The organism is Actinomycetospora soli (assembly GCF_021026295.1).
GTDB classification, from domain to species: domain Bacteria; phylum Actinomycetota; class Actinomycetes; order Mycobacteriales; family Pseudonocardiaceae; genus Actinomycetospora; species Actinomycetospora soli.
Genome location: NZ_JAJNDA010000021.1, coordinates 28,662 through 52,905 on the forward strand (window position 1 = coordinate 28,662; position 24,244 = coordinate 52,905).

At 75.2% G+C, this 24,244-nt stretch carries 19 protein-coding genes and 1 pseudogene; 4 read left to right on the plus strand and 16 right to left on the minus strand.

All coding sequences use genetic code 11. The features are described 5' to 3' along the window. Positions 1-84: 84 nt before the first annotated feature. On the minus strand, positions 85-558 hold the full coding sequence (locus LN037_RS26035; RefSeq protein ID WP_230759002.1) for a carboxymuconolactone decarboxylase family protein: 474 nt from the start codon (positions 556-558) through the stop codon (positions 85-87). Between the two features lie 90 nt (positions 559-648). Between LN037_RS26035 and LN037_RS26040 the strand changes: the two genes are divergently transcribed. Beyond that, complete coding sequence (locus tag LN037_RS26040) at positions 649-1,536, plus strand: sigma-70 family RNA polymerase sigma factor (RefSeq protein ID WP_230759003.1); 888 nt, start codon at positions 649-651, stop codon at positions 1,534-1,536. On the opposite strand, the gene LN037_RS26045 is transcribed toward LN037_RS26040, so the two are convergent. The 6 genes from LN037_RS26045 to LN037_RS26070 all read right to left on the minus strand — a co-directional run bounded on the left by LN037_RS26045 (position 1,533) and on the right by LN037_RS26070 (position 8,389). After that, on the minus strand, positions 1,533-2,210 hold the full coding sequence (locus LN037_RS26045; protein WP_018332359.1) for a MadR family response regulator transcription factor: 678 nt from the start codon (positions 2,208-2,210) through the stop codon (positions 1,533-1,535). The genes LN037_RS26040 and LN037_RS26045 overlap by 4 nt on opposite strands. After that, on the minus strand, positions 2,207-3,691 hold the full coding sequence (locus tag LN037_RS26050; RefSeq protein ID WP_308286191.1) for a MadS family sensor histidine kinase: 1,485 nt from the start codon (positions 3,689-3,691) through the stop codon (positions 2,207-2,209). Before LN037_RS26050 ends, LN037_RS26045 begins: the two co-directional genes overlap by 4 nt. 4 nt (positions 3,692-3,695) lie before the next feature. Then, on the minus strand, positions 3,696-5,009 hold the full coding sequence (locus tag LN037_RS26055; RefSeq protein ID WP_230759004.1) for an iron-containing alcohol dehydrogenase: 1,314 nt from the start codon (positions 5,007-5,009) through the stop codon (positions 3,696-3,698). Positions 5,010-5,125: 116 nt separating this feature from the next. Then, complete coding sequence (locus tag LN037_RS26060; protein WP_230759005.1) at positions 5,126-6,286, minus strand: XdhC family protein; 1,161 nt, start codon at positions 6,284-6,286, stop codon at positions 5,126-5,128. Next, positions 6,279-7,496 (minus strand): vWA domain-containing protein, encoded by a 1,218-nt coding sequence (locus LN037_RS26065; RefSeq protein ID WP_230759006.1) that lies wholly within the window; start codon positions 7,494-7,496, stop codon positions 6,279-6,281. The genes LN037_RS26060 and LN037_RS26065 overlap by 8 nt, the downstream gene beginning before the upstream one ends. After that, the gene (locus tag LN037_RS26070) at positions 7,493-8,389 is read right to left on the minus strand and encodes an AAA family ATPase (RefSeq protein ID WP_230759007.1); all 897 of its coding nucleotides are present in this window, start codon (positions 8,387-8,389) and stop codon (positions 7,493-7,495) included. Before LN037_RS26070 ends, LN037_RS26065 begins: the two co-directional genes overlap by 4 nt. A gap of 492 nt (positions 8,390-8,881) precedes the next feature. On the opposite strand from LN037_RS26070, the gene LN037_RS33205 reads away from it, so the two are divergent. After that, a complete protein-coding gene (locus LN037_RS33205; RefSeq protein ID WP_305059565.1) occupies positions 8,882-9,538 on the plus strand; it encodes a LysM peptidoglycan-binding domain-containing protein in 657 nt (218 codons plus the stop codon). A gap of 205 nt (positions 9,539-9,743) precedes the next feature. Here the strand turns inward: LN037_RS33205 and LN037_RS34075 are convergent. The 5 genes and pseudogenes from LN037_RS34075 to LN037_RS26110 form a co-directional block, all read right to left on the minus strand. Further along, a pseudogene (locus LN037_RS34075) lies at positions 9,744-10,714 on the minus strand (molybdenum cofactor biosynthesis protein MoaE). Then, positions 10,711-11,199, minus strand: coding sequence for a cyclic pyranopterin monophosphate synthase MoaC (gene moaC / locus LN037_RS26095; RefSeq protein WP_308286193.1), 489 nt, complete (start codon positions 11,197-11,199; stop codon positions 10,711-10,713). Before moaC ends, LN037_RS34075 begins: the two are co-directional and overlap by 4 nt. Continuing rightward, the gene (locus LN037_RS26100; protein WP_230759010.1) at positions 11,196-12,653 is read right to left on the minus strand and encodes an NAD-dependent malic enzyme; all 1,458 of its coding nucleotides are present in this window, start codon (positions 12,651-12,653) and stop codon (positions 11,196-11,198) included. Before LN037_RS26100 ends, moaC begins: the two co-directional genes overlap by 4 nt. Before the next feature lie 3 nt (positions 12,654-12,656). After that, on the minus strand, positions 12,657-13,241 hold the full coding sequence (locus LN037_RS26105) for a nucleotidyltransferase family protein (RefSeq protein ID WP_230759012.1): 585 nt from the start codon (positions 13,239-13,241) through the stop codon (positions 12,657-12,659). After that, positions 13,241-13,447, minus strand: coding sequence for a hypothetical protein (locus LN037_RS26110; protein ID WP_230759014.1), 207 nt, complete (start codon positions 13,445-13,447; stop codon positions 13,241-13,243). Before LN037_RS26110 ends, LN037_RS26105 begins: the two co-directional genes overlap by 1 nt. 103 nt (positions 13,448-13,550) lie before the next feature. Between LN037_RS26110 and LN037_RS26115 the strand changes: the two genes are divergently transcribed. Then, positions 13,551-15,863 carry a helicase-associated domain-containing protein gene (locus LN037_RS26115; protein ID WP_230759016.1) on the plus strand — a complete coding sequence of 771 codons (2,313 nt, stop codon included), beginning with the start codon at positions 13,551-13,553 and terminating at the stop codon, positions 15,861-15,863. Between the two features lie 75 nt (positions 15,864-15,938). On the opposite strand, the gene LN037_RS26120 is transcribed toward LN037_RS26115, so the two are convergent. Genes LN037_RS26120 through LN037_RS26135 form a run of 4 tightly spaced genes read right to left on the minus strand, consistent with a single transcriptional unit; the run spans position 15,939 to position 21,996 of the window. Further along, positions 15,939-16,529, minus strand: a complete 591-nt coding sequence (locus tag LN037_RS26120; protein ID WP_230759018.1) for a GTP-binding protein — start codon at positions 16,527-16,529, stop codon at positions 15,939-15,941. Continuing rightward, positions 16,510-17,259: a DUF742 domain-containing protein gene (locus LN037_RS26125; protein ID WP_230759020.1), complete on the minus strand. Its 750-nt coding sequence runs from the start codon at positions 17,257-17,259 to the stop codon at positions 16,510-16,512. Before LN037_RS26125 ends, LN037_RS26120 begins: the two co-directional genes overlap by 20 nt. 25 nt (positions 17,260-17,284) lie before the next feature. After that, complete coding sequence (locus tag LN037_RS26130; protein ID WP_018332375.1) at positions 17,285-17,707, minus strand: roadblock/LC7 domain-containing protein; 423 nt, start codon at positions 17,705-17,707, stop codon at positions 17,285-17,287. Continuing rightward, on the minus strand, positions 17,704-21,996 hold the full coding sequence (locus LN037_RS26135) for a sensor histidine kinase (protein ID WP_230759021.1): 4,293 nt from the start codon (positions 21,994-21,996) through the stop codon (positions 17,704-17,706). The genes LN037_RS26130 and LN037_RS26135 overlap by 4 nt, the downstream gene beginning before the upstream one ends. Before the next feature lie 569 nt (positions 21,997-22,565). On the opposite strand from LN037_RS26135, the gene LN037_RS26140 reads away from it, so the two are divergent. After that, positions 22,566-24,242: a DNA repair helicase XPB gene (locus LN037_RS26140; RefSeq protein WP_230759022.1), complete on the plus strand. Its 1,677-nt coding sequence runs from the start codon at positions 22,566-22,568 to the stop codon at positions 24,240-24,242. The last annotated feature ends 2 nt before the right edge of the window (positions 24,243-24,244 follow it).

A 24,244-nucleotide genomic window follows, 5' to 3' on the forward strand; every position in this document is an offset into this window, starting at 1 on the left:
GCGTGGGCCCCCTGGTGGCAGGAAAGTGTCGTTGCTGTCACCTCGTGACAGCAACGACGCTTTCCTGCCACGTCCGGGCGCGGCTCACCACCCCGTCCCGGCCACCTGCCGGACCGGGGCGTTGCAGCGGTTGAACAGGTTCACCACGGCGATCCAGAGCAGCAGCGCCGCGCGGGCCGGTTCGTCGAACACCCGCACCACCTCCGCCCAGAGCGCGTCCGGCACGGCGTCCCCGGTGTCGGCGAGGCGCGTCACGTGCTCGGCGAGCTCCAGCGCCACCCGCTCCTCGTCGCTGAACCACGGCGCCTCCCGCCAGACCCCGACGGTCGCGAGCCGCTCGTCGGTCTCCCCCTTCGCGCGGGCCTCGACGGTGCCCCCGTGCACGCACGACGCGCAGCCGTTGACGAGGCTGACCCGCAGGTGGACGAGCGCGAGCAGCGGCTCGGGCAGGCCGCCCGCGCGGGTGGCCGCGATCAGGCCGCCGATCGCCTCGCCCACCCCGGGCAGCACGGCGGCGGGGTTGGGCATGCGGGCCTCGAGCACGGTGCTGGTGGTCATGACGACTCCTCGGATTGGGACCGCCGGTCACGTCCGCGCGCGCCGGTCGGTCATGTCATCGACACCCGCGACGTGAAGGATGTGACAGCGATGGACCCCACCGAGCTGGCCGAGCGGTTCGCCGCCCACCGTCCGCACCTGCTCGCCGTCGCCGGCCGGCTGGTCGGCCCCGACGCGGCCGAGGACGCCGTCCAGGAGGCGTGGCTGCGCCTGGCCCGCCAGGACGACGCCGACGCGATCGACAACCTGGCGGGCTGGCTCACCACGGTCGTCGCGCGGATCGCGCTCAACCAGCTCCGGGCACGGCGCCCCACCGACGACGACGCGGTGGAGCTCGCCGACGCCGACCCCGGCGCCGAGTCCCTGGCCGTCTCGGCCGACGCCGTCGGGCCGGCCCTGACCCTCGTGCTGGACCGTCTCGGCCCGGGCGAACGGCTCGCGTTCGTCCTGCACGACGTCTTCGGGCTGCCCTTCGAGGAGATCGCCCCGATCGTCGACCGGTCCGTCGCCGCGACGCGCCAGCTCGCCAGCCGCGGCCGGCGTCGGGTCCGGGGGCCGGCCGGCGACGATGCGGCCGAGCACGCCGACGAGGGGCCCTCCCGTGCTCCGGCGGAGGTGGTGTCGGCCTTCCTGAGCGCGGCCCGCGACGGCGACTTCGGCGCGCTGCTCCAGCTGCTCGACCCGGAGGTCGTCCTGCGCGCCGACCCGGTGGCGGTGCGGATGGCGACGATCAACGCCGGTCGCGGCGCCCCGGACCTCGCCCCCGAGGTGCCGGGCGCCGACGCGGTCGCCCGGGTGTTCGCGGGCCGGGCGCAGGCCGCCGTGCCGGTCCTGATCGACGGCGTCCCCGGCCTCGCCTACGCCACGGCGAAGCGCGTCGTGTCGATGTTCCGGTTCACCGTCGTCGACGGGCGCGTCACCGCGGTGGAGGTGGTCGCCGACCAGGACGTGATCGCGGCGACCGAGGTGGTGTTCTAGATCAGGCCCATCTTCGAGGCGGCGTAGACGGCCTCGGCGCGGCGCGAGACGTCGAGCTTGCGCATGAGGTTGCCGACGTGGAACTTCACCGTCGTCTCGGAGATGAACAGCTCGCGGCCGATCGTGCGGTTGCTCATGCCGCGGGCGAGCAGGCGCAGCACGTCCAGCTCGCGGCCGGTCAGCGTCTCGCCGTGCGGCTGCTGCCCGTTGAGCGAGCGGACCACGGCCGCCGCGGAGCGCGAGTCGAACGCGGACTCGCCGCGCGAGACCGCGCGGATGGCGGCGATCAGCTCGGTGGTGTCGACGTCCTTGACCACGTAGCCGCGGGCGCCGGCGTGCACGGCCTCGACGACGAGGCGGTCGTCGAGGAACGTCGTCAGGACCAGCACCCCGACGCCGGGGTGGGCCTGGGTGAGCTGGCGGCACAGCTGCAGGCCCTCGGAGTCGGAGCTGGTGGAGAGCTTGAGGTCCAGCAGCACGATCGAGGGCCGCTCGTGGGCGACCACCGCGAGGGCCTCGGCGGCCGAGGACGCCTCGCCGACGATCGCCAGCTGCGGCTCGCGCTCCAGCACCGAGCGCAGGCCCTGCCGGACGATCGCGTGGTCGTCCACCAGCACGATGCGGACCTCGCCCCGGCGGACCGCCGCGCGGGCGGGGATGCGGATGTCGGTCATGTCGTGCTCCCAGCGTCGATCGGACTGCCCCCATCCTCACCCGTGGCGGCACCCGCCGTCCCCGTCGTTCCTGACGGTTCTGTCGGTTCCGTGGGCTCGGTGGCCTCGCTCGGGCTCGGACGGGCCTCGATGGGCAACGGGATGCTGACCTGCACGCGGATCCCGCCCTGGCGGGCGCGCTGCACCTGCAGGAGGCCGCCGAACTCGCGGGCGCGCTCGGCCATGTTCGCGAGCCCGCGGTGCGACCCGTCGATGTCGTTGGCCGCGGAGACGCGCAGCGAGCGGCGGACGCGCTCGGGGTCCCCGGTCCCGTCGTCGGCCACGGAGAGCACGAGACGGTCCTTGCGGAACGAGAGCCGGACGACGGCGACCGTCGCCTGCGCGTGCACGGCGGCGTTGAACAGCGCCTCGCCCGCGACCCGGAACAGCGAGCGCTCCGCGGCCGAGGGCAGCGACACCGGTCGACCCTCGATCCGGACCTCCACCCGCAGGTCGGAGGGCATGTGCACCGTCGAGAGCTCCTCGAGCATCGCCGGGAGGCTGCGGTGCCCGTGCTCGCCGGAGTGGTTCAGGGCGTAGATCGCCGAGCGGAGCTGCTCCACGGCGCGGCGCGTGAGCTGCTTCGCCGTCTCCAGCCGCTCGCGCTGCCCCTCGTCGCGGATCTCCGAGCGGACGACCTCGATCTGCATGCCCGCCGAGAGCGCGTACTGGGTGACCGAGTCGTGCAGCTCGCGCGCGATGCGGTGCCGCTCGGAGTCGAGCACCTCGCGCTGGCGCGCGACGGTCAGCGCGTCGCGCGTGCGCTGGAGCTGCTCGTTGCGGGCGGCGAGGTCCTCGGCGTGCCGGCTCGCGTCGTCGTAGAGCCGCAGCGTCCGCTGGTGCAGCGCCGAGTTCTGCAGCGCGGCCGCGGTCTGGCTGGCGAGGACGCGCAGCACGGACGCGTCGGTGGCGTCGATGCGCCGGTCGACGCCGGTCCAGGCGACGATCTCGCCGACCACCGTGCCGTCGAGGCGGACCGGGACGTGCAGGTGGTGCGGGTCGTGCGGGTGGGCCTCGGTCGCGGCGCCGTCGGTGGCGCCGACGTCGAGGTCGGACTCGTCGTGGTCGCCGCGGCGGACCGCGTGCAGGTGCCGCAGGACGAACGGCGGCAGGTCCCCGGGCCCGTCGACGGACACCTCGGCGAGGTCGGGCCCGAGCACGAGGTGGCGGGGCGACGCCTCCGGCAGCGCACCGTCGGCGAGGGCGAAGACGACCCAGTGGGCGGTCAGGTGCTCCGACGCGGCCTCGGCGACCGAGCGGACGAGCGTCCCCGGCCCCTCGGTGGTGCGCACGAGCGCGCGGCTGATGCGGTCCAGGGCGTGGATGACCCGCCGCAGGCGCTCGGCCGACGCGAGGTACTCGACGTAGAAGGACGGCTTGCCCGACCGGATGCCGGTGAGCAGATCGAGGTCCGGCCCCTCGGTGATGCGGTGCTCGGTCACTGCGCTAGAGGGCCTGCCGGAACAGCGCCTCGATGTCGTCGCGGGTCGCCTCGCGCGGGTTGGTCGACAGGCAGGCGTCGGCCATCGTCATGGTCGCGAGCTTCTCGACGTCGGCCTCGGTCACCCCGATCTCGGAGAGGCCCTTCGGCACGCCGAGCTCGTCGGCGAGGCGGCGCACCTCCGCGGCCGCCCACTCCGAGGCGTCCTCGGCCAGCGCCTGCGACCAGCGGCCGTCGGCGGCACCGCGGAACCCGAGCGCCTGGGCGATCGGCACGAAGCGCGCCGGGTCGGGCTCCGCGTTGAACCGCACCACGTGCGGCAGCAGGATCCCGTTGATCACGCCGTGCGGCAGGTCGAGAAGCCCGCCGACCTGGTGGCTCATCGCGTGCGCCGCACCGAGGATCGCGTTGGTGAAGGCGAGGCCGGCCTCGAGGGCGGCCTGGGCCATGAAGACCCGCGACTCCTGCTCGAGCGGGTGGTCCATGGTGCGCTCGAGGTGCCCGCCGACCAGCGAGATCGCCTGCAGCGCGTGGTGGTCGGTCAGCGGGTTGTGCGCCCGCGAGACGTAGGCCTCGATGCCGTGGGTGAGCGCGTCCAGCCCGGTCGCGGCGTTCAGCCAGTCCGGCATCGTCGTGAGGAGCTGGGGGTCGACCACCGAGACGTCGGGCACGAGCGCACGGCCGAGGATCGTGATCTTGGTGTTCCGCACGGTGTCGGTGACGATGCAGAACTGGCTGACGTCGGCGCCCGTACCCGAGGTGGCCGGCACCATCACCATCGGCGGGATCGGGTTGACCATCCGGTCGACGCCCTCGAAGTCGGTGATCGCGCCGCCGTTGCCGGCGAGCAGCGCGATGCCCTTCGCCGCGTCGATCACCGAGCCGCCGCCGACCGCGACGAGCACGTCGCAGCGCTCGGCGCGGTAGTACTCGTGGCCGGCCGCGATCTCGTGGTCCTTGGGGTTCGGGGTCACCCCGCTCCACACCGCGGGGCGCATCCCGGCGCCGTGCAGGTGGTGGGTCAGCTGCTGCGGCCAGCCCGCGGCGAGCAGGCCGTCGTCGGTGACCAGCAGGGGTCGGCGGGCACCCAGCCGGGCGGCCGCGTGCGCGGCCTCGGAGAGCGAGCCCGACCCGAACACGATCTCCGGGACGTGGAACTTGGCGAGCCGCGGCGTCTCCGGCTCGGACTGCAGGTGCCCCGTCCCGGCCGCCGCGCTGCGCGGGGGCGGCGCGACGCGGCCCGGGGACCCCGCCCCCTCCGGTCGTCGGCTGACCACCAGGGACTGACCCGCGCGGGTCACGGAGTCGACGAGGACCACGCTGCCCCCTCCCCACCGTTGGTTCGGCTGCTCGGTGTAGCCCACGTTACAGACGGACGAGTCCGATGGGCAGCCTCGGAGCGAACGATCGTGACTACTCGCCGGTAGCCGTCTGATCAGCGTGAACCCGTCGTGAGCTCCGCCGCCTGGATGCCGGGCTCGACGTTCGAGTCACCGTGGATCGGCCCCTGCCGGTCCGACAGCGGGGTGCCGTCGCCGCCCCACTGCTGGGCGATCATCTCCGCCGCGATGGACACCGCGGTCTCCTCCGGGGTGCGGGCGCCGAGGTCGAGCCCGATCGGGCTGGACATGCGGCCGAGCTCCTCGTCGGTCACCCCGGCCTCGCGCAGCCGCTCCAGCCGGTCGTCGTGGGTGCGCCGCGACCCCATCGCGCCGATGTAGCCGATCTCGGGCAGCCGCAGGGCGACCTCGAGCAGCGGGACGTCGAACTTCGGGTCGTGGGTGAGCACGGCGAGCGCCGTCCGCGAGTCGATCCGGCCCGCCTCCGCCTCGGCGGCCAGGTAGCGGTGCGGCCACTCGACGACGACCTCGTGCGCCTCGGGGAAGCGGCTGGAGGTCGCGAACACCGGCCGCGCGTCGCACACCGTGACCCGCATGCCGAGGAAGGTGCCCATGCGCGCGACCGCGGCCGCGAAGTCGATGGCGCCGAACACGATGAGGCGGGGCGGCGGGGCGAAGGACTCGACGAAGACCCCGAGGCCCTCGCCGCGGCGCTCGCCGTCGGTCCCGTAGGTGACGAGCGTGGTGCGCCCGGCGGCGAGCAGCCCGCGGGCGTCGTCGCGCACGGCGTCGTCGAGCCGGGCGCTGCCCAGCGAGCCCTCGACCTTGTCGGGCCAGACCACCAGGCGTCGCCCGACGCCGGGGCCGGACACGATCGTCGCCGTGGCGACGGGCCGGTGCTCGCGGACCGCCGCGGCGATCTCGCCGAGCTGCGGGTAGGTCTCGCGGTCCACCTGCTCGACGAACACGTCGAGGATGCCGCCGCAGGTCAGACCGACCGCGAAGGCGTCGTCGTCGGAGACCCCGTACCGCTGGAGGGTGGGGTCCTCGCCGCGCAGCACGTCCGAGCCGAGCTCGTAGACGGCGCCCTCCACGCAGCCGCCGGACACGCTGCCGACGGCCTCGCCGGACGGGCCGACCAGCATCGAGGCACCGGGCTGGCGGGGAGCCGAGCGGAACGTCCCGACCACGGTCGCGAGCGCCGTCGACCGGCCCTCGGTCCACCATCCCTCGAGGGTTCCCAGCACGTCACGCATCGGCGAGCACCTCCGTGAGCTCCTGGAGCGTGGCGAGCGAGTGACCCGCCAACAGTCGGTCAACGTGCGGGAGGGCCGCGGCGATTCCCCCCTGCACCGGCTCGTAGCCGCGCTTGCCGGCGTGCGGGTTCACCCACACCACGCGGTGCGCCAGGCGGGCGAGTCGCTGCATCTGCTCGCCGAGCAGGTCGGTGCCGCCCCGCTCCCACCCGTCGGAGAAGATCACGACGACGGCCCGCCGGGCCACGCCGCGCTGCCCCCAGCGGTCGAGGAAGGCGGCCAGCACCTCGCCGAGCCGGGTGCCGCCGGACCAGTCGGGGATCGTGTTCCCCGCGTCGCGCAGGGCCCGCTCGGGGTCGCGCTGACGCAGCTCCCGGGTCACCCGGGTCAGGCGCGTGCCGAGGGTGAAGGTCTCGACGGCCTGCGGGGTGCGCCGGGTGAGCACGTGCGCGAACCGCAGCAGCGCGTCCGCGTACGGGGCCATCGAGCCCGAGACGTCGAGCAGGATGACCACCCGACGCGGCCGCTCGCGGCGGTTCTTGCGCGAGAGGCCCGGGATCTCCCCGGCGTGGCGCAGGGTCGCGCGCAGCGTGCGCCGGGGGTCGGGCTCGCCCCGGCGGTGCGGCCGGCGACGGCGGGCGCGCCGGCGCGGCGGGTTCGGCGTCAGCAGGGCGAGCATCCGGCGCAGGTGCTCGCGCTCGCCGATCGTCAGTTCCGCGATGTCGCGGTCGCGCAGCACCTCCTCCCCGGAGGCGGCCACCTTGAGCTCGGGCGTCTCGTCGTCGTCGTCGCCCTGCCCCGTGCCCTGCGGCGGGTTGAGCGCCGCGATGGTCGCGGTGCGCGGCTTCGGCGGGGCCGGCCGGCCCATCCGCTGCTCGCGCGGGTCCGAGGAGAACCAGGCGAAGAAGGCGTGGTCGTAGCGCGCCACGTCGTCGGGGTCGCCGCACAGCGTGACCCGGCCCGCCCAGTAGGTCTGGACCTCGCTGGCCACGTCGATCTCGCCCAGCGCGCGCAGGTAGGTGGCGGTGCGGTCGGGCGTGACCGGCACGCCGGCGTTGCGCAGCAGCCGCGTGAAGGCGACGAAGTCGCGCAGGACGGCGTCCTCGTCCTGCTCCGTGAGGCCGTCGACGATCCCGGAGGCGAGCACCGCGCCGGCGTGCTTGCGGGGGGCGGGAGCATCGCTGCTGCCGCCCCGGTCCATCGAGGTCATGAGGCGAGGAGGGCGTCCAGCGCGTCGCGGGCGCGGTCGGCGTCCTCCCGGTACTTCAGCACCGCGCCGAGCGTCGCGGTCGCCGACTCCAGGTCGAGGTGGCGCGCCCCGATGAGCTCGAGCGCGGCCGCCCAGTCGAGGGATTCGGCGACGCCGGGCGGCTTGAGCAGGTCGAGTCCGCGCAGCCGGTGCACGGCCTGCGCGACCTGCTGGGCCAGCTCGTCGGACAGGTGCGGCATCCGCGCCTTGAGGATCGCGATCTCGCGCCCCAGGTCGGGGTGCTCGAGCCAGAGGTAGAGGCAGCGGCGCTTGAGGGCGTCGTGCACCTCGCGCGTGCGGTTGGAGGTGAGGACCACCAGCGGCGGCTGCTCGGCGCGCACCACCCCGATCTCGGGGATCGTCACCGAGTTCTCGGCGAGCACCTCGAGCAGGAAGGCCTCGAACTCGTCGTCGGCGCGGTCGACCTCGTCGACGAGGAGCACGCTCGGCGTCGTCTGGAGCGCCTCGAGCACCGGACGGGCGAGCAGGAAGCGCCGGTCGTAGAGGGAGGCCTCGACGGCGTCGGCGTCCAGCGCGTCCCCGGACGCCGTGGCGGCGGCCTCCATGGTGCGCAGGTGCAGCAGCTGGCGCGGGAAGTCCCAGTCGTAGAGGGCCTGCGCGGCGTCGATGCCCTCGTGGCACTGCAGGCGCACGAGCGGCGCGCCGAGCACCTCGGCCAGCGCCTGCGCGAGCGCCGTCTTGCCGGTGCCCGGCTCGCCCTCGCAGAACAGCGGCCGTCCCATGCGCATCGCGAGGAACGCCGCGGACGCGAGGCCCGGGTCGGCGAGGTATCCGGTGCGTTCGAGGGCGGCGGCGACGGCGTCGGGCCGGTCGAACTCGGTGGCGGCGGTCACCGCTCCATCGTCCCCTACCAGGGGCGATCATGCTCAGGTTGCTGTGGCACACGCCGCAGAACGGGCCGATCGGAGAGTGACGACCGCGACACCACGTCTGTGAGTCACAGGCGTGTTACACAGCCTCGATCGAGCCGTGAACCGTCCGTGACCTGCAAGAATCGTGACGAGGAGTTGTGGCAAGGCGCCGATAGGGTGATCTTGGGCTTTCTGAGAGGCGCTTGAAACCACGACTGTGCTCCGTACCGTTCGCTGTCGGCCGTGTCCGATGCGGCCATCGACCAGCCCCGAGGTCGCCGCGTCCGACGCCTGTCCAGCGGCCCCGGGTGACCCGATACGAGAGGTGCGGACCGGACAGGCCGAGCGAGCTGAAGGCATGGTGCGCCCCACGTGCGGCGTACCCACGGTGAGACCGCGTGGAACCGGTCGACGATCCGTGGGGAGGACTCCTCCCGGTCGGCTGCTTCGTGGGACGCGGTGCGACGAGAGGTCATGCTTCGTAGTTCCGAGAAGTCGCTGGCGCACGCCCTCACCCGGAAGGCGGCTCAGCTGACGCTGGTCGGTGCGCTCGCGGCGACCCCGCTCGCGCTCACGGCCGGCACCGCCTCCGCCGACACGGACTGGGATGCGCTCGCGCAGTGCGAGAGCAGCGGCAACTGGTCGACGAACACCGGCAACGGGTTCTCCGGCGGCCTGCAGTTCACCCCGTCCACGTGGAAGGCCTTCGGTGGGTCGGGCAGCGCCCACAACGCCAGCCGCGAGGAGCAGATCCAGGTCGCCGAGCGCGTCAAGGCCGAGCAGGGCATGAACGCCTGGCCGACCTGCTCCAAGAAGACCGGCAACACCTCCAACAAGTCCAACGGCGAGTCGTCGACGAAGTCCGCGTCGTCGGGCTCGTCGAAGAGCTCCGGCTCGTCCGGCTCGTCCGGCTCGTCCGGCTCGTCGAAGAAGCAGAGCAGCGAGACCGAGGCCATCAAGGCCCCGGCTCCCTCGGCCGTCGCCCCCGCCGGTGCCTACACCGTCGTCTCCGGCGACACGCTCAGCTCCATCGCCGGTGCGCACGGCGTGAGCTGGCAGCAGGTCGCGCAGCGCAACGGGATCGCCGACCCCGACGCGATCTCGGTGGGTCAGCAGCTCGCCCTGAGCTGATCCGCCCGCACGCCACGACCCCCGCCGGTGCCCCGAGCACCGACGGGGGTCGGCGTGTGTCGGGGGTGCGGTGAATACGTCCCGTCGGACGGGCGGGCCGTGGGGCTCGTGCCGGTGGCGCCGGAAGCCCGCCGCGGCCCCGAGGTCCACACCGGGCACGCCCGCGGGCCGTCAGACCTGCCCCACGCCACCCTCGCGGCGAGGGCTACGGGCAGTTCACCCACTCCTCGGTGCCGTCGGCGAACTCCTGGCGCTTCCACACCGGGAGCTGCCGCTTCACCTCGTCGACGAGCTCGCTGCAGGCGTCGAACGCCTCGCGGCGGTGCTCGGCGGCGACCGCGCAGGCGAGGGCGACGTCGCCGATCGCCAGCGGGCCCACGCGGTGCGACACGGCGATCGCGGTGACCCCGGCGAACCGTCCGGCGATCTCGTCCGCGACCCGCTCCACCACGGAGCCCGCCGAGGGGTGGCCCTCGTAGTCGAGCGTGCGGACCGAGCGGCCGTGGTCGTGGTCGCGCACCACGCCGGCGAACGTCACCACCGCACCACTGCGCGGGCCGTCCACCAGGGCGGCGTGCTCGGCGACGTCGAGCGGCTCCTCGCCGATGGCGGCCCGCAGCACCGCCGCGCGGTGCTCGATGGTCGAGCTCCCCTGCGCCGCGTCCCCGCCGCTCGGTGCACTCACTGGTGGTCCCCTCCCTGAATCTGGTCGACGGCGTGCTCGAGCACCGGCTCGAGCACGGACAGTCCGTCGCGCACCCCGCCCGGGGAGCCGGGCAGGTTCACCACCAGTGTGCGCCCGGCGACCCCGGCGACCCCGCGGGAGAGCATGCTCGTCGGCACCTTCTCCGCGCCGGCCGCGCGCACGGCGTCGGCGATCCCCGGCACCTCGTAGTCGAGCACCGAGCGCGTGGCCTCGGGGGTGCCGTCGGTGGGCGAGATGCCGGTGCCGCCCGTCGTCAGGACCACCTGCACCCGCTCCGCGACCGCGGCCCGCAGCGCCTCCGCCACCGGCTCGCCGTCGGGAACGACCTGCGGGTCCTCCGCGGTCCACCCGCGCTCGCGCAGCCACGCCACGATCACCGGGCCGCCGCGGTCCTCGTACACCCCTGCCGACGCGCGGTTCGACGCGGTGATGACCCGCGCCCGCCGCAGTGGTCCGGTCGCCTCGCTCATCGGCCCTCCGGCCTCGTCCAGACGCCGGAGCGTCCGCCTTCCTTGCGCTCGAGCCGCACCCCGTCCATGGTCGCGGCCGGATCGAGCGCCTTCACCATGTCGTGCAGCGCGAGCCCGGCGACCGACACCGCGGTCAGCGCCTCCATCTCCACGCCCGTCCGGTCGGCGCTGCGCGCGGTGGCGGTCACCCGCACCTCGGCGTCGCCCACCTCGAGGTCCACCGTCACGCCCGCGAGCGGGATCGGGTGGCAGAGCGGGATGAGGTCGGGCGTGCGCTTCGCCCCCATGATCCCGGCGATCCGCGCGGTGGCGAGGGCGTCGCCCTTCGGCACCGTCCCGTCGCGCAGCGCCGCGCACACCTCGGCGGTGGTGCGCAGCGTCCCGCTCGCCGTGGCCACCCGCCGGGTGACCTCCTTGTCGCCGACGTCGACCATGCGCGCGGCACCGGTCTCGTCGACGTGGGTCAGGCCGTGCGCGGTGCTCACAGGTCCTCCTGCGTGACGCCCTCGGCGGACTGCGCGCCCAGGTCGAGCGCGGCCTGCACCGACTCGAGCTCGGCGCCCTCCGCCTCGCTGACCTTCCGCACGGCCGCGGCGACCGCGGGCGACACCGTGGAGTCGAAGACGCTCGGCACGATGAACAGCGGGTTGGGCTCGGCGACGACGTCGGCGATCGCGGCCGAGGCGGCGAGCAGCATCGCGTCGGAGATGCCGCGGGCCTGGGCGTCGAGCAGGCCGCGGAAGATGCCGGGGAACGCCAGCACGTTGTTGATCTGGTTCGGGTAGTCCGACCGCCCCGTCGCCACCACGGCCGCGTGGTGCTGCGCGATCCCCGGGTCGATCTCCGGATCGGGGTTCGCGAGCGCGAAGACGATGGCGTCGTCGGCCATGCCCCGGATGTCGTCGGCGTGCAGCAGGTTCGGCGCCGACACCCCGATGAACACGTCCGCGCCGGGCAGCGCGTCGTGCACGTCGCCGGTCCGCCCCTGCACGTTGGTCTGGTCGGCCACCCACCGCAGCGACGGGTGCAGGCCCTCCCGCTCGGCGTGGATGATCCCGTCGACGTCGACCGCGATCAGGTCGGCGGGTCCGAGGGGCAGCAGCAGCCGGATGATGGCGGACCCGGCCGCGCCGACCCCGCACACCACGATCCGGCAGTCCTCCGCGCGCTTGCCCACGACCCGTAGCGCGTTGCGCAGGGCGCCGAGCACGACGACGGCGGTGCCGTGCTGGTCGTCGTGGAAGACGGGGATGTCCAGCGACTCCCGCAGCCGCGCCTCGATCTCGAAGCAGGCCGGCGCGGCGATGTCCTCGAGGTTGATCCCGCCGTAGACCGGGGCGAGGACCTCGACGGTGCGGATGATCTCCTCGGTGTCCTGCGTGTCGAGGCACACCGGCCACGCGTCGACGCCCGCGAAGCGCTTGAACAGCGCGGCCTTGCCCTCCATCACCGGCATCGCCGCCGCGGCCCCGAGGTTGCCGAGCCCGAGGACCGCGGACCCGTCGGTGACCACGGCGACGGTGTTCCGCTTGATCGTCAGTCGGCGCGCGTCGTCGGGGCGCCGGGCGATCGCCTGGCACACCCGCGCGACGCCGGGGGTGTAGGCCCGTGACAGGTCCTCGCGGGTGCGGAGGCCGACCTTCGCGTTGACCTCGATCTTGCCCCCGAGGTGCACGAGGAACGTCCGGTCGGAGACGTTGCGGACCCGCACGCCGTCGAGCGCGCCGAGGGCCTCGGTGATCTCCTCGGCGTGCCGCTCGGAGAGGGCGTTGCAGCTGATGTCGACGATGATCGAGTCGGTCCGCGACTCGACGACGTCGAACGCCGTCATCACGCCGCCGACCCGCCCGACCGCGACGGCGAGGTCCCCCGCCGCGGTGGCGCTCGGCGGCGCCTCCACCCGCGCGGTGATGGCATAGCCGGGTCCGGGGACCGCCACGGTTCAGCCCTCCTGCCAGTCGGCCAGATCGGCCGGGGTGTCGACGTCGTGTCGGGTGGCGACGTCGCCGACCTCCACGGCCGCCACGTCGTCCCGCCCGGCAAGGTAGCCCCGCGCCCCGACATCGTCGTGCGCAGCGGCCGCCACCGCGGCCAGATGGTCCCGTCCGAAGGCCACCGGATGCCCCGGACGGCCGCCGTAGGCGCCACGCACGATCCCGTCGCGGGTCGCGGCGGCGGCGACCCGGGCGAGCGCGTCCGGCCCGATCCCCGGGGTGTCGACGAGCAGCACGAGCACGGCGTCGGCCCCGGCCGGGACCGCGGCGACCCCCGCCCGCAACGACTCCCCCATGCCCCGGGCCCACGCGTCCGCCGTCACGACGACCGCGTCGGGGTCGGCCGCGCGCGCGGCCGCGGCCGCCTCGTCGGCGGCCGCACCGACCACGACGACGCGCGGGGTGCACCCGCCGTCGCGAAGGGCCCGCAGTGCCCGCGCCACCAACGGCTCACCGTCGAGTTCGACGAGCGCCTTCGGCGTGCCCATCCGGCGACCGGCCCCCGCCGCCAGCAGGAGGCCGGCGACCGTCATCAGCGATTGATCTCCGTCACCGGGTGCTCGTAGCCGAGCTGGTCGGCCGGCAGGGGGAACTCGATCTCGCCGAACGGGGAGGCCGCGCCCTGCGTGGGCGCCATGAGCTCGGTGATCGGGTGCCCGCCGTCGACCTGCGGCCATCCCGGGTCCTGCCGGGGCTGGACGGTCTTCTCGGCCTGCTCGCCGTCGCGCTGCGTCGCCACCGGTTCCTCCCTGGTCACGTGGTCTGGCGTCCAGTCTGCCGCATCCGGACGGGAGGGGGCGACCGCACCACCTCCCCGATCACGACCGATTAGCCTGGTAGGGATGGCCAGGACCCTCCTCGAGCACCTGCGTGCCCAGGACGACGACACGCTGGGCACGCTGCTGGCGGCCCGCCCCGACCTGGCCCTGCCCGCACCCGCCGACACCGGCGTCGTCGCCACCCGCGCGGGGGTCCGGACCTCCGTCGGGCGGGCGTGCGAGGACCTCGACGCGCTGCACCTCGCCCTCGTCGACGCCCTGCTGGTCGCCGAGGCCGACCAGGCCCCCGTCGACCCCGACGCCGTCCTCGACCTCCTCGGCGCCGACGTCCCCCGCGCCCTCGGCCGGGCCGCCCTCGACCGGCTGCGGGTCCTCGCGCTGGTCTGGGACGTCTCCGACGACGGGTCCGGGGCCGCGGGCGTGCGCGCGGTCCCCGCCCTGCGCGACACCGCCCGGCGCTACCCCGCCGGCCTCGGGCGGCCCGCGCCGTCGGACTCGCTGCTGCACCGCGAGGACCCGGCGGCGGTGATGGCCGGGCTGCCGGCCGACCAGCGCGCCGTCGTCGACGCCCTGGACCGCGACGGGCCGGTCGGGCGCAGCCGCGCGAAGGAGGGGGACGACAACCCGGTCGCCCGCCTGCTCGCCGCCGGCATCCTGCGCCGGATCGACGACGACACGGTCGAGCTGACCCGCGAGGGCGGCCTCGGGCTGCGCGGCGACCGGCCGCTCGGATCGATCGTGGCCGGCGACCCCATGCCCGCGCCCCGCACGCAGGACCCGGCGACGATCGACGCGACCGCCGCGGGCGAGGCCCTCGAGACGGTCCGTCGTGCCGAGGCCGTCATCGCGGCCTGGTCCGACGCCCCGCCCGCGGTCCTGCGCTCCGGGGGCCTCGGCGTCCGCGACCTGCGCCGGCTCGCGAAGCAGCTCGACGTCGACGAGACCGCCGCGGGCCTGCTCGTCGAGGTCCTCGCCGCCGCCTCCCTGCTCGCCGTCAGCGAGGACGCCGACGCCGTCTGGTGCCCCACCACCACCGCCGACCGCTGGCTCGCCTCCCCGCCGGAGACGCAGTGGGTGGCGCTGGCACGGGGGTGGCTGGAGATGCCGCGCCAACCGTCGTCGATCGGGCAGCGCGACTCGATGGACAAGCTCGTCGGCCCGCTCTCCGACGAGGTCCGCCGTCCCTGGGCCGCCCAGGTCCGACGCCGGGTGCTGGCGCGGCTCGCCGAGTTCGACGACGGTGCGGGTCCGCCCTCGGTGGAGTCGCTGGTCGAGTCGCTGGCCTGGCGCGCCCCGCGCCGCGGCGGGCGCATGCGCGACGACCTGGTCCGCGCCACCGTGCGCGAGGCGACGGCCCTCGGCGTCGTCGCCCTGGATGCCATCACGACGGCGGGTCGGGAGCTGCTGCGCGTCCCGCGTCGCCCCGACGACGACCCGGACGCCGCCGCGGCGGCCGCCCTGCGGCCGGCGATGCCCGAGCCGGTGGGCCACGTGCTGCTCCAGGCCGACCTCACCGCCGTCGCCCCGGGGCGGTTGGAGCCCGACCTCGCGGCGGCGATGGACCGGCTCGCCGACGTGGAGTCGGCCGGTGGCGCGACGGTGTACCGGATCAGCGAGGCCTCGATCCGGCGGGCGCTCGACCTCGGGTGGACCGCCGCCGACGTGCACGAGCTGTTCGCGAAGCGGTCGGCCACCCCGGTGCCGCAGGGCCTGACGTACCTGGTCGACGACGTGGCCCGGCGCCACGGGCGGCTGCGCGGCGGCACCGCGGCCTCCTTCCTGCGCTCCGAGGACGAGGCGCTGCTCGCCGAGGTCATGGCGCTGCCCGCGGCGGAGGCGCTGGAGCTGCGCCGGCTCGCCCCGACCGTCGTCGTGTCGACGGCTCCGTTGGCCGAGGTGCTCGACGCGCTGCGGGCGGCCGGGCTGTCCCCGGTCGCCGAGGACGCCGACGGCGGCGTGCTGGACCTGCGGGCGCGGGGACGCCGCACCGCTCCGCGCCGCCCCGACCGCTCCGGGTCCGGCTCGCCGTCGCTGTCCGGCGACCAGATCGCCGCCCTCGTGGCGCAGCTGCGGGCCGGGGACAAGGCCGCGACGGCGGCCCGCGGCGCGGCCACCGTGCCGGGGTCGACCCGCCAGACGGCCTCCGCCACCGTGGCGGTGCTCGCCGACGCCGCGCGGACCGGCCGGACGGTGTGGATCGGCTACGTCGACGCCGCCGGCACCGCGTCCCAGCGGGTGGTGCGGCCGCTGCGCGTCGGCGGCGGGCTGCTCGAGGGCACCGACGCGGCCGTCGAGTCCGACGACGGCGGGCCCGGGTCGGCGGTGTCGTTCGCCCTGCACCGGATCACCTCGGTCAGCGTGCTGACCGAGAACTGACCCGGCTCGTCCCGGACCGACGGGTCGGTCGTGCGGCACGAGCGCACGAACGACCCGTTCGTCCGGATGCGGGGCTCAGGCGCGCGCGCCGACCGCCCAGACCTGCATCGCGTGCTCGACGAGCGCGATCAGCGTCTCCTTCGTCGACTCCCGGTTCCGGGCGTCGACCGTCACCACCGGCACCGAGGGGTCGATGGCGAGCGCCTCCGCCACGTCCTCCAGCGAGTGGGTGAGCACGCCGTCGAAGAGGTTCACGCCCAGCACGTAGGGCAGGTTCCGGTCCTCGAAGAAGTCGACCGCGGCGAAGCAGTCGGCGAGGCGGCGGGTGTCGACCAGCACGACCGCGCCGATGGCACCCCGCACGAGGTCGTCCCACATGAACCAGAACCGGTCCTGCCCGGGCGTGCCGAACAGGTAGAGGATCAGGTCGGCGTCGAGGGTGACGCGGCCGAAGTCCATGGCCACCGTGGTGGTCCGCTTGTTCGGCACGGCGGTGAGGTCGTCGACACCGGCGCTGGCGTCGGTCATCACCGCCTCGGTGGTCAGCGGGTCGATCTCCGAGACCGAGCCGACGAAAGTCGTCTTGCCGACCCCGAACCCCCCGGCGACGACGATCTTGGCCGACGTGGTCGTCGGGACCGCCTCGTCAGAGCCGTCGTAGTCCACTCAGCACCCTTTCCATCAACGCCATGTCCGGGGAGTCACCCGTCGACGAGGCGGTCTCGTGCACCACGATCGATCCGTGCGCGGCCATGTCGCCGAGCAGCACCCGGGCCACCCCGAGGGGCAGCCGGAGCAGCGCCGCGACCTCGGCCACCGACTTGGGCTCGGCGCAGAGGTCGGCGATCATGCGGTGCTCGTACTGGACGACCTGGGCGGGGTCACGGCCCTGGGCCGTCGTCGACAGCAGCGTCTCGACGGCGAGGTCGTAGGCCGGGCGGGTCCGGCCGCGGGTCCAGGCGTAGGGCCGCACGAAGGAGGCCTCCGGCGGCTCGTTCCCGTGCCGAGGCCCGTCCGGATAGTCCGGCGCCACGAACTCGTGGCGGCCGGGCACCTGGATGCCGCCCGGCGCGGTCGGCGGGAGTGCCGGGTCGCCGTTCGGGAACAGCGAACCCGGCCGTGGCACCGACCCCGGGTGGCCCGGTCCGCCCGGTCCCCCCGGGAAGCCCGGTCCGCCGGCGAAGCCGGCCGGTCCGGACGGCGGGCCGCCGGGCGGACCGCGGTGGGCGCCGCCGGCGTCCTCGGCGTCGAGGCGGCGGGCCGCCTCCTCGTCGGCGGCCGCCCCGGCGTCGTCCTTCCGGCGCCGCCGGAACAGACCCCGCCGCTCACCCGGGCGCCGGGACGACCCACCCGTGATCCCGTTCAGGACCTCGGCGAAGGCGTCGTCCTCGCTCACCGTCGCTCACTCCCCCCGGGCCACCTCACCGGAACCCCGATCCCTGGAGCTCCGCGCGCAGCTCGGGGGTCAACAGCTGGCCGACCCGGTCGACGAGCAGCGTCATCTCGTAGCCCACGAGGCCGATGTCGCAGTTCGGCGCGGCGAGCGTGGCCAGGCACGAGCCGTCGCTGATGGACATCAGCAGCACGATGCCGCGCTCCATCTCGACCACCGTCTGCACCACCTCGCCGGCCTCGAAGCAGCGGGCCGCGCCCTGCGTGAGGCTGACCAGCCCGGAGGCCACCGCGGCGAGCTGGTCGGCCCGATCCCGCGGGAGGCGGTTGGACGCGGTCAGCAGGAGCCCGTCGGCGGAGACGACCACGGCGTGCGCCACACCCGGGACCCGCTCCGCGAAGTTGGAGACCAGCCAGCCGAACCTGCTGGGCTGCGACTGGGGTGCCGTCACTGCTCCTCCTCGATGGCGTTCGTGGTGTCGGCGGCGGCGCCGCCTGCGGGGTACGGGGTGGGACGGGACGAGCGCCCGTCCGCGACCCCGCGCTGGTAGCTGGCCAGCCGGCCGCGGACCGCCTCCGCGCTGCGGCGGGGTGTCTCGCCCGGACCGCCGCTGCCCCCGGTCGCGACCGGGGACGGCGAAGGTCGGGCGCTGCCCGGGACGAGGTGGGCACGCGGCCGGCGGCGGGGCAGGCCGGACTCGGTGGTGCCGGCGTCGACGGCGGTGAGCGACGGCGCCCCCGCGTCGAACCCGGGACGGCCGGTGTCCGACCACTCGGGGTCGACGGCGTCCGGCGCGTTCGGCTCGGCCTCGCGGAACCAGACCGACGCGACCTCGTCGAAGATCGGCGTGCGCTCGCGGTTCGGCAGGACCGCCGCGGGGCGGCGCGGCAGGCCCTCGGCCACCGGCCGCACCGGCAGCGCGCCGGTGCCGTTGCTGCCGTTGCTGCCGTTGGTCCCGTGCCCGTTCGTGCCGTGCCCGTTCGTGCCGTGCCCGTTCGTGCCGTGCCCGTTCGTGCCGTGCCCGTTCGTGCCGGCGCCGTTCGCGTACCCGGTGGCCGGGCCGTGGGTGACGCCGGTCGCGGTCGGCACCGGCGGGCTCGCCGGGGCCGCGGGCGCGGCCGTGTCGTCGCCGGGGGCGAACAGCTCCTCGGCGGACGCGGCGGGGACCTCGTCCGGGGCGTCGAGCTCCTGCTCGTCGGCCGGGCGCGGGCGCAACCGGGGCGCCGAACCGGGCCGCAGCAGCGGCCCGTCCGCACGACGCTGCGCGAGCGGACGCAGGGACCGGCGGCTGGGACGGGACGGGAGCGCCTCCGACTCGGCGTCGTCGGACGAGGTGTCCCCGGACGCGATGTCCCCGGACGCGATGTCCCCGGACGCGATGTCCCCGGACGCGATGTCCCCGGACGCGATGTCCTCGGACGCGATGTCCCCGGACGTCATGTCCTCGGACGCGATGTCCGCCGACGCGCTGTCCTCCGGCGCGGTGTCCTCGGACGCGACCTCCGGGGCCGCGACCTCCGACCGTGCGGGGACCTCGACGGCCTCCTCGGGCTCCGGGGTCGCGGCGTCGGACGTCCCGACGACCTCGCGGTCCTCCGTCCCGGCGACGTCCGGCCGGTCCGCGACCGCGGGCTGCGTGGGGGCGGCCCCCATCACGCCGACACCGTCGTGCCCGGTGCCGTCACGGTTCTCCGGGCTCTCCGGGTTCCCCGCGCCGGGCGGGGGCACGATCTCCGCGCCGTTCCACATCGTGGGCGCGGGTGCGGGCGCCGACCCGGTCGGGCGCGGCCCCTGGTCGCGGGGCGGACCCCACGGACCGGGTCCGGGCGGCGGGCCGCCCGGGGTCCCGGGGAACGGGCCACCCGGGCGCGGCGGCAGCGGCCGCGGCGGGAGCGGGCGGCCACCGGGGCCGGCCGGACCACCCTGACCCGCGGGCACTGCTCCGGGCGCCTCCGACCAGCCCTGCGCCGGGCGGGGGCGCGGTGCGGGACGGCCGTCGCGGGTCCCGGCGTCGGGCGCCCACGCCGTCGCCGGCTCGGGGCGCAGGCCGTGCCGCCCGGGGGGCCCGGCGTCCTCGGTCGCCGCGGCGGTGTCGGCCGCGGTGTCGTCCTGCTCCGCCTCGCCGTCCGCACCGCGCCAGGCGTGCGCGGCGACGGCGCGCTCCGGGACACCACCCGGTGCGGATTCCTCCGCGTCCGGGGTGCCCTGGCTCCAGACGGCGACGCCGTCGTCCTCGCCACCGCCCCACACCGTGGCGACGCGGTCGTCGTCGTCCTCGTCGTCGTCCTCGACGTCGGACGCGTCGGCCTGCGGGCCGGACACCGATGTCGCGGGCGGCTCCTCCGGCGGCGTCGCGCTCCCCGGACGCACGGGGCGCCGGGGCAGTGCGGCGGCGAGCGCGCCGGTCAGGCCGTTGCGGCGCTGCGGGGCGGCCTCGGGCTCCGGGGCCTCCGGCGGGGCCGGTGTCGTCGCGGGCGTCTCGGAGCCCGTCGACGTCTGCTCCGGCGAGCCACCGGGAGCGAAGAAGGCCGCCGCACCGGCGCCCGCCGCCGCGCCGGCGGCACCGGCCGCGGCGGTACCGCGCGCCGCCGTGCGACGCGGGAGATCCGTGGTGCCCTCCCGCGGCTCCTGCCGCGGGATGCCGGGCGCGTCGGGACGCGCGGTCCCGTTGACCTGGCCGCCGATGGGGTTGGAGCCCGGCGACCGCACGGGGAGGCCGGTGCCGCCGAGAGCGCGCGTCGACGGGCCGCTGCCGGGCCGGCTGCCGGGCGCACCGGAGAGCACGGCGGAGGCGGGGATGCGCACGGCGGCGACGACGCCGCCCTCGTCACGGGTGCGCAGCGTGACGCCGATGCCGTGCCGGATGGCCAGGCGACCGACCACGAACAGCCCCATGCGCCGGGACGCCGAGACGTCGACGGTGGGCGGGGAGCCGAGCCGCTGGTTGGCGTCGGCCAGGTCCTCGGCGGTCATGCCGACCCCGCTGTCGGCGATCTCGAGCACCACCGCGCCGTCCGGCTCGGGCCGGGCGGCGACGTCGACGCGGGTCTCGGGCGCGGAGAAGGCGGTGGCGTTCTCCAGCAGCTCGGCGACGAGGTGGACGACGTCGGCGGCGGTGCGGCCGAGCAGCTGCACCGACGGCGGCGGCGAGAGCTCGACGCGCTGGTACTGCTCGACCTCGGAGGCGGCGGCCCGCAGCACGTCGACCAGCGGGACCGGGCGCCCGCCGCGACGGGCGAGGTCGGTCCCGGAGAGGACCAGGAGGTTCTCCGAGTTCCGCCGCATGCGGGTCGCGAGGTGGTCGAGCTGGAACAGGTCGCCGAGGGCCTCCGGGTCCTCCTCCTTGTTCTCCAGCTGCTCGATCAGGCGCAGCTGGCGCTCGACGAGCGCCTGCGAACGCCGGGAGAGGTTGACGAAGATGCTGTTGTAGGCCGACCGGAGACCGGCCTGCTCGGCGGCGAGGCGCACCGCCTGCTCGTGCACCTGGTCGAACGCGCGGGCGACCTGCCCGATCTCCTCGCGCGTCTCGATCGGCGTCCGGCTCACGTCGGTGTCCGGGGCCTCGCCCTCGCGCAGGCTGCGCACCGCGTCGGGCAGGCGCCGCTCCGCGACGTCGAGCGCGGTGCGGCGCAGCAGGCGCAGCGGGCGCAGCAGCGAGCGCGTGACGAAGAAGACGACCGCGGCGCCCGCCATGAGCGCGAGCAGCAGCACCACCGAGGCGACACCGGCCGCGTTGCGTGCGCCGTCCTGCAGCGCGGTCGCGTTCGTCTGCAGCCGCTCGCGCAGCTGGTCGGACACGCCGGTGACCTTCTGCTGGACGGCGGTGGACGCGGCGTCCCAGTCCTGGGCGGAGACCTGCAGGGGCAGCCCGGCGCTGCCGCGGCCGAGCACGACCTGCGCCAACCGGTCGCGCTGGTCGACGTCGGGCCCGACCAGGGCGTCGGCGAGGCCGGCGTTGTCGGTGCCGACCGCGCTGCGGAACTCGTCGACCGCGATCGACCGGCGCAGCGTCGCGTTGCGCGCCTGGTCGATCGACGGCGCGTCGATCCGTCCGCCCGCGATCGCGGCCGCGACCACGGCCTGGACGTAGGCGTCCTGCTCACGCACGACGGACAGGGCGTAGAGACCGGTGGAGAGCCCCGCGATGGACGGGTCGGCGGCCTCGCGGGTCAGCGACTCGTCGAAGGTGAGCACCGCCGACGTCGCGTCGGTGTACCGGGAGATCGCCCCCGCCGGGTCGACCGCGCCGCCGCGCACGTCGTCGCGGACGCGGTCGAGGCCCTCGACCGCGGAGAACGCGTCGCGGTAGGCCGAGCGGGTCTGGTCGTCGACCGAGTCCGCCGACCCGTAGGCGCTGCGCAGCCGGGCCAGCTGGTCGTTCGTCGCGTCCGCCGCCTCCTGCACCGGGGCGAACCCGCCGGCGCGGTTGGTGGACAGGAGCACGGCCGCCGCGCGGCGCTCGGCGTCGAGCGCGCCGAGCAGCCGCGCGTTGTTGCTCTCGAGCGCCACCGCCTGCTGGACGCCGTCGTACGAACGGGCCTTCTCGGTCTGCTCGACGATGCGCAGCACGCCGAGGGTGATGACGAACAGGGTGGGGACCAGCAGGACGGCCGCGAGCTTGACCGGCAGGCTCCAGTTGCGCAGGGCGAGCCGCTCACCCAGGGGCGGGCGGGCCTGCGCGTCGGTGACACCGCCACGAGCCTCGCCTCGCGCGTCGGTTCGACGGACGGGAGCGGTCACGCGCTGGTCCTTCCCCTTGCACCGGTCGGTCGGTCGCCTGTCACGGACACGCCCCCTCGAACGGACGCCTGCTGCACCCTGTGTAGTTGTTCATGGGCTACACTGCCGACGGACCGGACACCACGGCGCTCCGTGAGTGACGGGGTCACCCCGGTCGGCGAGCAGAGGTGCACGCACCGTGCACTCCGCGCGTCTGTGGATCGCATGGTCGGTTCCGTTGCTACGGGGTCGGAGCGGCCACCTGGGCCCGCCACGGCGGACCGGTGCGCCCCGGACCGGGGGCAGTGGGCAGAGCGGCCGGGCACGGACGCGGGTGTGCGGACGTGACGGCCCCGTCGGGTGGTGTGTCACTCCTCGGAGCAGGTGTCGGTGACGTCGGAGTGTAGACCGGGCCCCCGACGAGATCATCTCCCCGTTCTGCGGGCACCCCCTCCGAGCGGCTCCGATCACGGGATGTGGCAGGTCACGCCCCTCGTGCGGGATCGCACGGGAGATCGTCGGCAGGGCGAGGACAATGGAGTCCGACGAGGAGTCGTCGAGAACCCGCGAGACCCTGGAGGCCGGACGCCGTGAGCACCCCCGGGACCGGACCGCTGATCGTCCAGTCCGACAAGACGCTGCTGCTCGAGGTCGATCACGAGAACGCCGCGGCGGCGCGGACCGCCATCGCGCCGTTCGCCGAGCTCGAGCGCGCGCCGGAGCACGTGCACACCTACCGCGTCACGCCGCTCGCGCTGTGGAACGCCCGCGCGGCGGGCCACGACGCCGAGCAGGTCGTCGACGCCCTCGTCAGCCACTCGCGCTTCGCCGTGCCGCAGAACCTCCTCATGGACGTCGTCGAGACCATGGGGCGCTACGGGCGGCTGCAGCTGACCAACCACCCCGCGCACGGCCTCGTCATGGTGTCGTTCGACCGGGCCGTGCTCGAGGAGGTGATGCGCAACAAGAAGATCGCGCCGCTGCTCGGCGAGCGCATCGACGACGACACGATCGTCGTGCACCCCTCGCAGCGTGGGCTGCTCAAGCAGATCCTGCTCAAGGTCGGCTGGCCCGCCGAGGACCTCGCGGGCTACGTCGACGGCGAGGCGCACCCGATCGAGCTCGAGCAGGCCGACTGGGAGCTGCGCGACTACCAGGCCGCGGCCGTCGAGGGCTTCTGGGCCGGCGGCTCCGGCGTCGTCGTCCTGCCCTGCGGGGCCGGGAAGACGCTGGTCGGCGCGGCCGCGATGGCGAAGGCCAAGGCGACCACGCTGATCCTGGTGACCAACACGGTCGCGGGTCGGCAGTGGAAGCGGGAGCTGGTCGCCCGCACCTCGCTGACCGAGGACGAGATCGGCGAGTACTCGGGCGAGCGCAAGGAGATCCGCCCGGTCACGATCGCGACCTACCAGGTGATGACCCGCAAGACCAAGGGCGTGCACCGGGCGCTCGAGCTCTTCGACGAGCGCGACTGGGGTCTGATCATCTACGACGAGGTGCACCTGCTGCCCGCGCCCGTCTTCCGGATGACCTCCGACCTGCAGTCCCGCCGCCGGCTCGGACTCACCGCCACCCTGGTCCGCGAGGACAACCGGGAGGGCGACGTCTTCTCCCTCATCGGCCCGAAGCGCTACGACGCGCCGTGGAAGGACATCGAGTCGCAGGGCTGGGTCGCGCCCGCGGACTGCGTCGAGGTCCGCGTGACGATGACCGAGAACGAGCGGATCGTCTACGCCACCTCGGAGGCCGACGAGCGCTACCGCATGTGCGCCTGCGCGCGGACCAAGATCCCGGTCGTCCGCTCGATCCTGGAGCGCCACCCCGACGAGCCCGCGCTGGTCATCGGTGCCTACATCGACCAGCTCGAGGAGATGGGTCGGGCGCTCGACTGCCCGGTGATCCAGGGCTCGACGACGAACAAGGAGCGGGAGAAGCTCTTCGACGCGTTCCGGCGCGGGGAGCTGCCGCGGCTCGTCGTCTCGAAGGTCGCGAACTTCTCCATCGACCTGCCCGAGGCCTCGGTCGCGGTGCAGATCTCGGGGACGTTCGGGTCCCGCCAGGAGGAGGCCCAGCGCCTCGGCCGGCTGCTGCGCCCCAAGGCCGACGGCCGGCAGGCCCACTTCTACTCGGTCGTCTCGCGCGACTCGGTGGACGCGGACTACGCCGCCCACCGGCAGCGCTTCCTCGCCGAGCAGGGCTACGCGTACCGGATCGTCGACGCCGACGACATCCTCGGTCCGCCCGTCCCGGAGGTCGACGCGGACTGAGC

Coding starts and splice junctions, on each gene's coding strand:
- LN037_RS26035 (WP_230759002.1), bottom strand. CDS start 558: ATGACCACCAGCACCGTGCTCGAGGCCCGCATGCCCAACCCCGCCGCC.
- LN037_RS26040 (WP_230759003.1), top strand. CDS start 649: ATGGACCCCACCGAGCTGGCCGAGCGGTTCGCCGCCCACCGTCCGCAC.
- LN037_RS26045 (WP_018332359.1), bottom strand. CDS start 2,210: ATGACCGACATCCGCATCCCCGCCCGCGCGGCGGTCCGCCGGGGCGAG.
- LN037_RS26060 (WP_230759005.1), bottom strand. CDS start 6,286: ATGCGTGACGTGCTGGGAACCCTCGAGGGATGGTGGACCGAGGGCCGG.
- LN037_RS26065 (WP_230759006.1), bottom strand. CDS start 7,496: ATGACCTCGATGGACCGGGGCGGCAGCAGCGATGCTCCCGCCCCCCGC.
- LN037_RS33205 (WP_305059565.1), top strand. CDS start 8,882: ATGCTTCGTAGTTCCGAGAAGTCGCTGGCGCACGCCCTCACCCGGAAG.
- LN037_RS26105 (WP_230759012.1), bottom strand. CDS start 13,241: ATGACGGTCGCCGGCCTCCTGCTGGCGGCGGGGGCCGGTCGCCGGATG.
- LN037_RS26115 (WP_230759016.1), top strand. CDS start 13,551: ATGGCCAGGACCCTCCTCGAGCACCTGCGTGCCCAGGACGACGACACG.